This is a genomic window from Micromonospora sp. NPDC049359 (assembly GCF_044466585.1).
Lineage (GTDB): Bacteria > Actinomycetota > Actinomycetes > Mycobacteriales > Micromonosporaceae > Micromonospora.
The window spans coordinates 35,326-47,025 of the sequence record NZ_JBITMW010000007.1; the positions used below are offsets into that span (position 1 = coordinate 35,326).

The following is an 11,700-nucleotide window of genomic DNA, read 5'->3' on the forward strand; positions in this document are numbered from 1 at the left end:
CCGTGCAGGCCCAAGGGCTGCTCTCCCCCGCCTTCGGGTGGACACGTGACGGCAACGAAGGTTTCTCATTTTCACCTGATCGGGGTCCCAACCCACCTAGTGTTGGGCACACCGGTGCTAGTCACGGAGTTGGCCACCCGAACGACGTCCCACGCAGTCAGCGGACGAAAAGTGAGGGAAGACGCGTATGAAGGTCTCAACAGCACTCTGCTCGGCGGCGCTCGGCGTGGGTCTCGGCACGCTCCTGCTGCCGGGCGCCGCACTGGCCGACACCGTCGTGTCACCGGCCACCACCCCGGTCGGAGGAACCGTCGTGCTCACCGCGACGACCTGCAACCCGAAGTCGGGTGACGTCATCTTCCGGGTCACCGGACCCAACCGCGACGAGAACGTCCGATCCACCACGGCCGCCGCGGGCGGCGGGCTCAGCGCCGAACTGTTCACCGCCGGGTTCACCCTCGGCACGTACACGGTGGCCGCGACCTGCGGCGACGGCAGCTCGGCGGGCAGCGCCACCTTCGCCGTCACCCCGATCGGCGGCGCCCCGGCCGGCTCGGGCGGCGACAACCGGGACGGACGCGACGCGGGCGCGCTCGCCGCCGGAGGCACCCTGCTCGGCACGGCCGCCGCGGGCGCGGTGCTGCTGGTACGCCGACGCCGCCCGGTGTCGACCGTCGCCTGACCGGCGACCGCTCCATCCCAAGAGGTCGGGTGCCCGTGCCGGTACGACCGGCGCGGGCACCCCGACGAGCCCTTACGGAGGTGCGCACGTGTGGTGGCGGCGAAGCCTGCCGGCCGTGGTCGCCCTCCTCGGCGTCAGCGGGCTGGGGCTGATCACGGTTGGCCTCACCGCCGACCCGGAGCGGCCACCCGGGCCGTCGGCTGACGCGCCGACCCGCACCCGTCCCGGACCGGACCTGGCCCCCCTCCCCCATGCAGCGCCCGTCCGGGTGCGGATCCCCGCCATCGACGTACGCGCCGAGATCGTCGCCGTCGGTGCTGACTCCGCCGGGGTGCTGGAGGTGCCGCCCCTGGACCGGCCGACCCTCGCCGGCTGGTACCGGTACGGAGTGAGCCCCGGCGAGACCGGCAACGCCGTCCTGGTGGGACACGTCGACTCCCCCGCCGGCCCGGCGGTCTTCTTCGACCTCGGACGCCTGCGCGCCGGCCAGGAGATCCAGGTCACCCGGGCCGACGCGCGGGTCGCCACGTTCACCGTGGACGGCGTCCACGCGTACCCGAAGGACCGCTTCCCCAGCGGCCTGGTCTACGGCCCGGGGGACGTCGCCGGACTGCGCCTGATCACCTGCGGCGGCCGGTTCGACGACGCGACCGGCAACTACGTGGACAACATCGTCGTCTTCGCCACCCGTACCGCCTGAGGTGAGCGCCCCACTGTCGGGGGCCGGACGCCGCTGGGCAGAATCCGGTGGCACCATGCCCTGCGAGCGCCGTGGCCGCGACGGTGCGCGGGGAGGGGGCGCGTCGTGGATCAGCGAGCGGTACGGGACCGGGCCGGTCGGGGCGTACGCGCCCTGGCCCGTCGACTGCTCGGCCGTCCCGGAGGCGAGACTCCCGCCCCCCGGCGGTCCAATCCGGACGCCGTGGTCGACTGCGCCGTGTACGTCAAGGGTCGCCGCGAGCCGGGCCGACCGCACTACGACGACGCGTACGCGAGCGCCCGGCGCACCCGCGACGCCTTCGTGTGGCTCGGACTGCACGAGCCGGGGCCGGCGGTGCTCGCCGCGGTGGGGCGCACCTTCGGGTTGGACGAGCTGACCGTCGAGCAGGCGCTCGCCGACGGGCACCGGCCCACGGTGCAGCGGCACGGGCCGGTCACCCTGCTGGTGCTGCGGACCGCCGGGTACGTGGAGCACGCCGAGCTGACCGACACGTCCGAGGTGATCGACACCGGTGACGTGATGGTGCTGCTCGGTGACCGCTTCGCCGTGACCGTGCGGCACGGCGCGGCCGGGGCGCTGCGCGACGTCCGCGCCGACATCGAACGCCGGCCGGCGCTGCTGGCCGCCGGTCCCTGGGCGGTGGCGTACGCGGTCTGCGCCCGCATGGTCGACACGTACCTGGAGGTGGCCGGGCACGTGGAGCGCGATCTGGAACGCGTCGAGGAGGCGGTCTTCGCCCGCGAACGGTCGGCCGACATTCAGCACATCTACCAGCTCAAGCGGGAGGTCGTGGAGTTCAAGCGGGCGGTGCTTCCGCTCCAGACGCCCCTGCGGACACTGCTCGACCCGACCGGCGACGGACCGCCGCGCGCCCTGCACCGCTGGTTCGTGGACGTCGACGGCCGGCTGGCTCGGGCCGTGGACCGGGTGGCCGCGTACGACGATCTGCTCACCTCGATCGTGCAGTCCCGCCTGGCGCAGCTCGCCGTCGAGCAGAACAACGACATGCGAAAGATCGCCGCGTGGGCCGCGATCGCCGCCACGCAGACCGGCATCGCCGGCGTCTACGGCATGAACTTCGATCACATGCCCGAGCTGGCCTGGCGCTACGGTTACGCGGGCGCGCTGGCCCTGATGGCGGTGGCCGCGCTCGCCCTGTACCGCCTGTTCCGCCGCTCGGGCTGGCTCTGACCCCCTCCCCCGCGATCTTGCACTTCCGGTCGCCGACATACACCCTTTGCCGGCAATGCGGGGACAGCAAGTGCAAGATCGGCGAGGGGTCAGGATCGGCGGCGGGCGAGGAAGGCGCGGATCCGTTCCCGGGGCCGGTCGGTCAGCTCCGGGCCGTGGGTGAACGCCGCGATGTCGTACTCCAACTCCCCGAAGACGTGGGCGGTCTGCCGCGTCATCCGGTAGTCGCTGCACAACAGCTTCGGGGCCCAGCGGACGCCGAGCACGTTGAACAGCGCGTCCCCGGTGATCAGCAGTCGGGTCGGCTCGTGCAGCAGTGACACGTGACCGGGCGAGTGCCCGGGGGTGTGCACCACCCGCAGGCCACCGCCGACGTCGAGCACGTCGCCGTCGGCGAGCGGCTGCGCCACCTGGACAGCCGGAAACCGGCCGCCGGCCATCCGGGTGAAGAACCGGCCGCCGGTCACCGCCGGGTCCACCGGTGGGTTGTGGCCGCCCTCGGCGTACGGGACGTCGGCGGCGTGCGCGGCGATCGGCGCGCCGGTACGGCGGGACATCTCGGCCGCCCCGCCCGCGTGGTCGGGGTGCGCGTGGGTGAGCACGATGCGGGTGACGTCCGCCGGCGTCTTGCCCATCGCGGCCAGCCCGCGCACGATCCGGGCCGGGGCCTTGGCCAGCCCGCAGTCGACGAGCGTCACGCTGCCGTCGTCGTCGACGAAGGCGTACGAGTTGACGGCCGAGCGCCCCACGGTGGGGATGCGCCAGACGTTCGGAGCGAGCGACACCGCCGGGGAACGCGTCATGTTGGGGATTCTAGGGGCGATCGTCGACCATCACTGTCCGTCGACGCGTGGGCGACCGGTTCTCGCGGCCGGCCGGCGGGTACGGCAGGATGGGCCGGTGGGCAGAGCGGGACGAGGCCGGCGGGCGGACGCGACGACCGGCGGGCGCTGCCCGTGCGGGTCCGGCGGGGCGTACGCCGACTGCTGCGCCCCCGTGCACGGCGGCACCGCCGAGGCGTCGACCGCCGAGGCGCTGATGCGCTCCCGGTTCAGCGCGTTCGCGCGGAACGACACCGGCTACCTGCTGCGCAGTTGGCACTCCGACACCCGGCCGGAACGGCTGGAACTGGACCCGGCACAGCGGTGGACCCGGCTGGAGATCGTCGAGACCGAGCGCGGTGGTCTGCTCGACGCCACCGGCACGGTCACGTTCCACGCCCACTACCGCGAGGCCGGTCGGCCGGGCACGCTGACCGAACGCAGCCGCTTCGTCCGCACGGACGGTCGCTGGGTCTACCTCGACGGCGAACTGTCCTGACGGCCCCGCCGACCTACGACGACGGCCGACGGCGGGACCGCCGCCGGGCCACGACCTCACCCCGGGCCGCGCGCACCGGTCGCGGCGACGTCGTCACGCACGGCCGCGGGGCGGCGTCGGCGACCCCGCACCACCAGCGCCACCACGAGGTACGCCCCGGCGGCCACCGCGAACGCGACCGCGTTGCCGGCCGCCGTGGCGACCAGCCCGTACCCGGCGTACGTCCCGATGATCAGCACGTCGGTGAGCATCCCGGCCAGTGAGGTGACGGTGGCGCGGCTGCCGCCGGTGATCCGGGCCTGTAGTCGCGCGTCGGCCAGGACAGTCGCCAGTTGCGCGGCCGCGAACGCCACCGCGAGCAGCACGAAACCGGCCGGGTGCCGGACGAGTGCGCCCCCGGCCAGCGCCAGCGCGACGAGCCCCAGCAGCGCGGCGTAGCCCCGACGGCCGAGCCGTTCGCCCACCGGGGCGAGCAGCCCGCCCACGGTCACGCCGGCCCACAGCAACAGGAGCAGCAGCGGCACCGCCCGCGCGTCAGCGCCGGTGTCCAGGGCCAGCAGCGGCGTGTACTCGTCCAGCGCTCCCCAGTCGGCGGCCACCACGGCGACCAGCAGCACGGCGGCCCGCACGGGTGGCCGCGTACGGACCTGCCGCACACCGGCCCGCAGCGTCCCGGTCCAGGTCAGCTCGTCGTCGTGGTCGTCCGGACCGGACGCCACGACCGGCGGCGCGTCGTCGTCCGGGGTGACGAGCGGTGGCGGGGCGACGGGCGGTCGCAGGGCGACGGAGGCGGACGCGACAGGCGGCGGTGGCGCGTCCGGCGGTGGCGCGTCCGGCGGCGGGCGGTGCTCGGGGAACCGGGTGGCGACGGTCGCGGCGAGCAGGCAGGCGAGCACGCTGCCCGCGCCGACCGCCGGGTACCCACCGGCGGCGAACACCGGGCCGGCAAGCACCCCCGTGACCACCACGCCCAGGACGCCCGCGGTGCGCGCGCGGCCGAGCACGCGGGCGTACCGGTCGCTGGCGTCGAGGCGGGCCAACTCGGTCCAGACCAGTGCCTCCAGCGCGCCGGAGACCAACGCGCCGCCGGCGCCCCAGAGCAGGAAACCGACCGCGAAGGCCGGGTACGACGGGAGCAGCACCCAGAGCGCGTAGCCGGCGGCGGTCACCAACGGGGCGAGGCACAGCAGCAGCCGGCGGGAGACCAAGTCGGCCCACGCGCCGGACGGCACCTCGAAGAGGATTCCGGCGCCCGACCAGATGACGAACAGCGACGAGATCTGCCCCACCGACAGGCCGGTGTCGGCGAAGAGCACCACGTACAGCGGGTAGAGCAGGACGAGGTCGCTGAGGAACGCGTACCCGTAGAGGGTCGCCGAGAGGCGGCGCACCGCCGGGTCGGGCACGCGCGCGGCGAGATGGTTCATGGGGGCCTTCCCGTGGGAGTGGACGCGGACACCGGACGTGCGGTGTCCGCGGTGGCCCACGGGTGTGGCCTACGGGGCGGGATCAATGTCGCCAGGTCATGTCGGCGATGGTAGACCGGCCGCGCCGACCCCGGCCAGGCTTCTCGACGGGCCGAGCGAGACGGGAGCGGGGCGGAATCCCGGTGGATTCCGCCCCGCTGGCCCGCCGCTCGGCCCGACCCGGCTCAGCGCCGGTCGGGATCCACGGGCGGGATGACCGTCGTGGTCTCGCTGTCGTCGCCGGTGCGCTGCCCGGGGACCGCACCGCCGCTGATCACCTGGGTCGTGTCGGCCTCCCGGCCGGGGCCCACCACCTGCGTCGTGTCATCGGTCGACGGCCGCACCTGCGTGGCGTCCGCGTCCGACGGCCGGGTGACCACCTGCGTGACCTCGGGATCGGACTGACGAGGGGTCACCTGCGTGGCGTCCGCGTCGGACGGCCGGGTCACGATCTGCGTGGCGTCCGCGTCCGACGGGCGGGTCACGATCTGCGTGCTGTCCGCGTCCGGCGGGCGGGTCACGATCTGCGTGGCGTCGGCGTCGGACGGGCGGGTCACGATCTGCGTGGCGTCGGGGTCGGCGGGTCGGGTCGTCACCTGCGTGACGTCGACATCCGACGGGAGGGTGGTCCCCGACGTGCGGTCCGCCTCGAAGGGGCGGCCGACGGCCGGCGTGCGGTCCGCGTCGGCGCGGGCGGCGGTCGAGCGGTCCGCTTCGGCCTCGACACGAGCGGCTTCGGCACGGGCCTCTGCCGCGCGAGCCTCCTCGACACGAGCGGCTTCGGCGCGGGCGGCTTCGGCTTCGGCCTCGGCGCGGGAGGCACGGTAGGCGCGGGTGTGCGTGGCGATCAGCTGCGACTCCTGCTCGGCGCGGGTCAGCCACGACTCCCAGCGGCTCTGCATCGGACGGATGAGGCCACCACCGACTCCGACCACGAGGATGCCGCCGACGGTGGCCAGCACGGCGATCAGCACCGGGGTGGTGACCGCGGTGGCCACGCCGATCTGGTTCAACGCGGCGATGACGCCCAGGCCGAGGATGAACACCGAGGCGATGCCCGCCAGAGCCCGGCCGTACGACAGCCCGCCGAGCGCGCCGCCGATGATGTCCTTGACGGCGTTGGCGATGGCGGCGGCGACCACGACGATGACGATCGCGACGAAGGCGCGGGGCAACCACGCGACCACGGCGGTGATGAGGTCGGAGATCGGGTTGGGGCCCCAGATGCCGAAGGCCAGCTGGAGGGTGAGCAGCAGCACCGCGTAGTACACGAGCTTCGCGACGATGTCGCTGGCGTCGTACCGGGATCGGTTGAGCGCCCGACGGATCCCGCCGCGCTCGACGGCGCGGTCGAAGCCGACCCGCTCGAGGATCTTCTCCACGATCTTCAACACGGCCTTGGCGATCAGCCATCCGGCCACCAGGATCGCCACGAAGGCGACGGCCTTGGGCAGGAAGAGCATCACCGAGCGGAGGGCGTCGCCCACCGCGTCGCTGACGTTGTCACTCATCTGGTCATTCCTTAGGGGCAGCGGGGATAGTCGGCCCCACCTACCCCCACCAGCGCGCAGGGAAACGCCGCCGACCCCTGGCGCGCCGGCGGGTCTGGCAATATTCTCCGTGTTGCGTGCGGCCACTGGAGCTACTTTTCATCCCCCCGCCGTCGGCCGCAGGAGGAGCTGTCATGCACGTCGAGCATTCCGAAGTGGACCGCCGGACACTGCTGCGCGCCGGTCTCGGCGCGGCCGCGGTCGCCGTCGTCGGAAGTGAACTCGCCTTCTCGGGCGCGGCGCAGGCCGCCCCCGGCACGGACCTGGACTGGATCATCGGCTGCGACGAGTGGGGCGCCCGCCCACCGGCGGACCCGCTGTCGGTCAGCGCCATCGCCACCAACAAGATCATCGTGCATCACATGGCGTTCCCGAACGTCACCGACTACTCCCGCGAGCAGGCGGTCAAGCTGGCCCACGACTGCCAGGACCTGCACATGGACGGCAACGGCTGGTCGGACTCCGGTCAGCACTTCACGGTGAGCCGGGGCGGCTACGTACTGGAGGGCCGCCGGGGCAGCCTGGAACGCCTCGAAGCCGGCGACCGCCAGATGATCGCGGCGCACTGCCCGGGTGAGAACGGCCGGGCCATCGGCATCGAGAACGAGGGCACCTACGTCACCGAGACGCCACCGGAGGCGCTCACCGACTCGCTGGTCAAGCTCTGCGTCGCGATCAGCCGGCAGTACGGGCTGCACGCGTACGACATCTTCGGCCACTGGGACTTCCGCACGACCGATTGCCCGGGCGCGGCCTTCTACCGGCAGTTCCCCGAGCTGCGGCGGCGCGTGCACGCCGCCCTCGGCACCTCGCTCGGTGACGTGCCGGCCCGTCGCTGGCCCGACCTGTGGCGGTTCGTCAACTCGCCGTCGGTCCGGGTGGTGCAGCACCTGCTGGCCTTCCGGGGCTACGCCGTGACGGTCAGCGGCACGTTCGACGCCGCGACCGTGGCCGCCGTGCAGGACTGGCAGGCCCGCAACGGCATCCCGGTGGACGTGGACGCCACGCTGACCACGGCGACCTGGGAGACGCTGGCGCCCGAGTTGGACCAGCACGCGAGCGGAGCGCCGGTCACCGCGGTGCAGGAGATCCTGGCCAAGAAGGGGTACGCGGTCACCGTCACCGGGGCCTACGACCATGCCACCCGCAAGGCGGTGCAGGACCTTCAGGCGCTGCACGGCCTGCCCCGCAACGGCAAGCTCAGCACCAGCACGTGGTGCACGATCGTCGGCGGGTCCGTCCGCGAGTCGTTCCGGCACCGCTGAGCCACCGGGTGCGGTGCGGGTCGAACCCGCACCGCACCGGGCCCATCACCAGCGCGAAGCCGCGCGCCTCGTTGTCGGCCCTCCGTCGGCCTGCGACGATGCGGCATCGGCTGGCTGGCTGGCTGGCTAGCTGGCTGGCTGGCTGGCTGGCTGGCTGGCTGGTCAACATCTCCCAGCCCGGGTCCTGACCAGCGCGTCGGCGCGACCGGTCGGTTTGGCCGGCGGTGCGGGCGGAAAGAGTGCTGGGCATGACTTGGGCCCGTCGAGCCGTACCCGCGGTCGCCGCCGCCGTCGCGGCGCTCGCCGCGAGGGATCTGATCCAGCGCGACCACGCGCTGCTGCGCAACTTCCCGGTGCTGGGCCGCGCCCGGTACCTGCTGGAGGCGATCGGGCCGGAGCTTCGGCAGTACATCGTGGCGGGCAACGACGAGGAACGGCCGTTCACCCGGGACCAGCGCCGGTGGGTGTACGCGTCCGCCAAGCAGGAGAACAACTACTTCGGCTTCGGTACGGACAACAACATCGAGTTCACGCCCGGGTACCCGATCATCAAGCACCGCACGTTCGGCCGGGCCGTGCCACCGTCGTCGCCGACGGCCGGGCACGACGTCCGACTGCCGTGCGCGAAGGTGCTCGGCGCGGCCCGGGATCGGGCGCGCGCCTTCCGGCCAGGGTCGGTGGTCAACATCTCCGGAATGAGCTTCGGCTCGCTCTCCGGCAACGCCGTCACCGCGTTGAACAAGGGCGCCGCCCTCGCCGGATGTCTGCAGAACACCGGCGAGGGTGGCCTGTCGCCGTACCACCGCAACGGCGGTGAGCTGGTCTTCCAGCTCGGTACGGCGTACTTCGGCTGCCGCGATGAACACGGCCGGTTCAGTCTGGACCGGCTCAAGGACCTCGTCGCCGGTGCTCCCGTGCGCGCCTTGGAGATCAAGCTGAGCCAGGGGGCGAAGCCGAGCATCGGCGGCCTGCTCCCCGGAGCGAAGGTGTCCGCCGAGATCGCCGCGACCCGGGGCATCCCGGCCGGGCGGGACTGCGTGAGCCCGTCGCGGCACGCCGAGTTCTCCGACTGCGACAGCCTGCTGGACTGGGTGGAGCTGCTGGCCGCCGAGACGGGCCTGCCGGTGGGCATCAAGTCGGCGGTCGGCGACCTGAGCTTCTGGCAGGAGCTGGCCGGCCTGATGCGCGACACGGGCCGGGGCGTCGACTTCGTGACGGTCGACGGCGGCGAGGGCGGCACCGGCGCCGCGCCGCTGATCTTCACCGATTCGGTGTCGCTCCCGTTCCAACAGGGCTTCTCCCGGGTCTACAAGGTCTTCGCGGAACACGACCTGCACGAGCGGGTGGTGTTCATCGGCAGCGGCAAGCTCGGCCTGCCGGACAACGCCGTGGTGGCGTTCGCACTCGGCTGCGACATGGTCAACGTGGGCCGCGAGGCGATGCTGTCGATCGGCTGCATCCAGGCGCAGAAGTGCCACACCGACACCTGCCCCACCGGGGTGGCGACACAGAACGCGTGGCTGGCCCGGGGCCTCGACCCGACGCTCAAGTCCGTCCGGGCGGCCAACTACCTGGCGACGTTGCGCCGGGACCTGACCAAGGTCGCCGAGGCCTGCGGCGTGGAACACCCCGGCCTGATCGGCACGGACGCCGTGGAGATCCTGGACGGCCGCACCGGCTCCACCCCACTGCACGAGGTGTACGGGTACCGCCCGCACTGGGGCCTGCCCTCCCCTGCCGACCAGAAAGAGATCATCCGGCTGATGATCCCGGAGGCGCCCCAGGGCGGCAGCGCCCCGCCGTCACCCACCGCCGTCGGCTGATCCCGCCCACCGCCCCGCCGCCCACGGGGCCCACCGCCAATCTGCCTACCGCCCCACCGGCCCACCGCCAATCTGCCTACCGCCCCACCGGCCCGCCGCCTACCGGCCCGCCGGCCCGCCGCCAACCTGCCTACCGCCCCAACCGGCCCACCGGGCCACCGGGCCACCGGGCCGCCGCCAACCGCCGCCGGGCCTACCGCCCCACCGGCCCGCGCCCCACCGGCCCGCCGCCCGAAGAGCGTGATGCCTGTGAGTCATCTTGATGACTCACAGGCATCACGCTTCTTGTGGTGCTTCCGCCCCGAGGCCTCTGCGGTGCCATCCGACACCCCCCAAGAAGCGGGTCCGCCAGAGTCTCCTTCGGCGTCATCCGGCGCCGCGCGAATAACTCGTGGAGTCGTGTTCCCGGCCGACCTATGGTGGCGCGGTGCTGATCCGACGTGAGACCCCCGCCGATATCGACGCCATCCGGGCCGTGCACGCCGCGGCCTTCGCCGCCGCCGACCACGGCCCTGCCGACAATCCGGAGCACGGGCCGCAGCACGATCCGGGCCACCGGCCGGACCACGATCCGGGCCACGGGCCGGACCACGATCCGGACCACGATCCGGGCCACGGGCCGGACCACGATCCGGACCACGATCCGGAGCACGGGCCCAGCACGGACACCGCCACCAGGAGCACCGACGGCGGTGGCGACGGTCGCCTGCCGGTCGAGGCGACGCTCGTGGACGCGTTGCGCGTCGACGACGGGTGGCTGCCCGCGTACTCCCTGGTGGCGGTCGATACGGACGGCCTGGTGGTGGGTCACGTGGTGGCCACGCGGGCCCGCGTGGCCGGTGCGCCGGTGGCGTTGGGTCTCGGGCCGCTCGGCGTGCTGCCCGGCTGGCAGCGACGCGGGGTCGGCAGCGCCCTGATGCACGCGGTCCTGGGCGCCGCCGACGCCCGAGACGAGGCGCTCGTGGTGCTCCTCGGGCACCCCGAGTACTACCCGCGTTTCGGGTTCCGGCCGGCCGTCGAGCTGGGCGTCACCCCGCCGCAGCCGTGGGGCCCGCAGTACTTCATGGCCCGACCGCTGACCGCCTGGCACGGATCGATCCGGGGCGAATTCCGCTACGCCCGCCCCTTCGACGACCTGTGACCGGACCGCACCCGCTGTCGCAACGATCCTGTCGGTCCGTCGCGAGAGGATGGCGACATGACCGACCGGACCGGGAACGAGGATGCTGCTATGGCCCGTGAAGTGCAGATAACGTTCGACGCTGCCGATCCTGCCGCCCTGTCGGCGTTCTGGGCCGACACCCTCGGCTACGAGTTGCAGGGCCCGCCCGGGGGCTTCGACTCGTGGGAGGCCGCGTTGGACGCGATGGGCGTGCCGCCGGAGCGACGCAACGACGCGTCGGCGGTGGTCGACCCCACGGGGGCGGGGCCACGGCTGTTCTTCCAGCGGGTGCCGGAGGGCAAGCAGGCCAAGAATCGCGTCCACCTCGATGTGCGGGCCGCGCCGGGGCTGACGGGTGACGACCGGATGGCGGCCCTGGAGGCGGAGGCCGACCGGCTCACCGCTCGGGGTGCCACACGGCTCGCCCGACACGAGCCCGCTCCCCCGCTCGGCGCCGGTCACATCGTCATGGCAGACCCGGAGGGCAACGAGTTCTGCCTCGACTGAGCGGGCGTTCTCC

General features: G+C 73.3%; 10 protein-coding genes and 1 pseudogene. 8 read left to right on the plus strand and 3 right to left on the minus strand.

The window, feature by feature from the left end:
- Nucleotides 1-187 precede the first annotated feature (187 nt).
- The 3 genes from ACIBTX_RS17440 to ACIBTX_RS17450 all read left to right on the plus strand — a co-directional run bounded on the left by ACIBTX_RS17440 (nt 188) and on the right by ACIBTX_RS17450 (nt 2,594).
- Nucleotides 188-682, plus strand: coding sequence for a hypothetical protein (locus ACIBTX_RS17440; protein ID WP_357172197.1), 495 nt, complete (start codon nt 188-190; stop codon nt 680-682).
- An 88-nt stretch (nt 683-770) separates the two neighbouring features.
- On the plus strand, nt 771-1,382 hold the full coding sequence (locus ACIBTX_RS17445; RefSeq protein WP_396832723.1) for a class F sortase: 612 nt from the start codon (nt 771-773) through the stop codon (nt 1,380-1,382).
- A 105-nt stretch (nt 1,383-1,487) separates the two neighbouring features.
- The gene (locus ACIBTX_RS17450; protein ID WP_363660717.1) at nt 1,488-2,594 is read left to right on the plus strand and encodes a magnesium and cobalt transport protein CorA; all 1,107 of its coding nucleotides are present in this window, start codon (nt 1,488-1,490) and stop codon (nt 2,592-2,594) included.
- 89 nt (nt 2,595-2,683) lie between these two features.
- On the opposite strand, the gene ACIBTX_RS17455 is transcribed toward ACIBTX_RS17450, so the two are convergent.
- Nucleotides 2,684-3,397: an MBL fold metallo-hydrolase gene (locus ACIBTX_RS17455; RefSeq protein ID WP_357121618.1), complete on the minus strand. Its 714-nt coding sequence runs from the start codon at nt 3,395-3,397 to the stop codon at nt 2,684-2,686.
- 97 nt (nt 3,398-3,494) lie between these two features.
- Here ACIBTX_RS17455 and ACIBTX_RS17460 point away from each other — a divergent pair, with 97 nt between their 5' ends.
- Entirely contained in the window at nt 3,495-3,914 is a 420-nt protein-coding gene (locus ACIBTX_RS17460) for a YchJ family protein (protein ID WP_396832724.1), read from the plus strand.
- Between the two features lie 56 nt (nt 3,915-3,970).
- Here the strand turns inward: ACIBTX_RS17460 and ACIBTX_RS17465 are convergent, their stop codons facing one another.
- Both ACIBTX_RS17465 and ACIBTX_RS17470 read right to left on the minus strand, forming a co-directional pair.
- Nucleotides 3,971-5,341 (minus strand): MFS transporter, encoded by a 1,371-nt coding sequence (locus ACIBTX_RS17465; protein WP_396832725.1) that lies wholly within the window; start codon nt 5,339-5,341, stop codon nt 3,971-3,973.
- A gap of 904 nt (nt 5,342-6,245) precedes the next feature.
- Nucleotides 6,246-6,891: pseudogene (locus ACIBTX_RS17470) on the minus strand (hypothetical protein); the annotation flags it as partial.
- Between the two features lie 173 nt (nt 6,892-7,064).
- Here ACIBTX_RS17470 and ACIBTX_RS17475 point away from each other — a divergent pair.
- The 4 genes from ACIBTX_RS17475 (at nt 7,065) to ACIBTX_RS17490 (ending at nt 11,687) form a co-directional block, all read left to right on the plus strand.
- Complete coding sequence (locus ACIBTX_RS17475) at nt 7,065-8,195, plus strand: N-acetylmuramoyl-L-alanine amidase (RefSeq protein WP_357172193.1); 1,131 nt, start codon at nt 7,065-7,067, stop codon at nt 8,193-8,195.
- A gap of 248 nt (nt 8,196-8,443) precedes the next feature.
- The gene (locus ACIBTX_RS17480) at nt 8,444-10,018 is read left to right on the plus strand and encodes an FMN-binding glutamate synthase family protein (protein ID WP_357172192.1); all 1,575 of its coding nucleotides are present in this window, start codon (nt 8,444-8,446) and stop codon (nt 10,016-10,018) included.
- A 427-nt stretch (nt 10,019-10,445) separates the two neighbouring features.
- Entirely contained in the window at nt 10,446-11,159 is a 714-nt protein-coding gene (locus ACIBTX_RS17485; protein ID WP_357172191.1) for a GNAT family N-acetyltransferase, read from the plus strand.
- A 90-nt stretch (nt 11,160-11,249) separates the two neighbouring features.
- Nucleotides 11,250-11,687, plus strand: a complete 438-nt coding sequence (locus tag ACIBTX_RS17490; protein WP_357172190.1) for a VOC family protein — start codon at nt 11,250-11,252, stop codon at nt 11,685-11,687.
- The last annotated feature ends 13 nt before the right edge of the window (nt 11,688-11,700 follow it).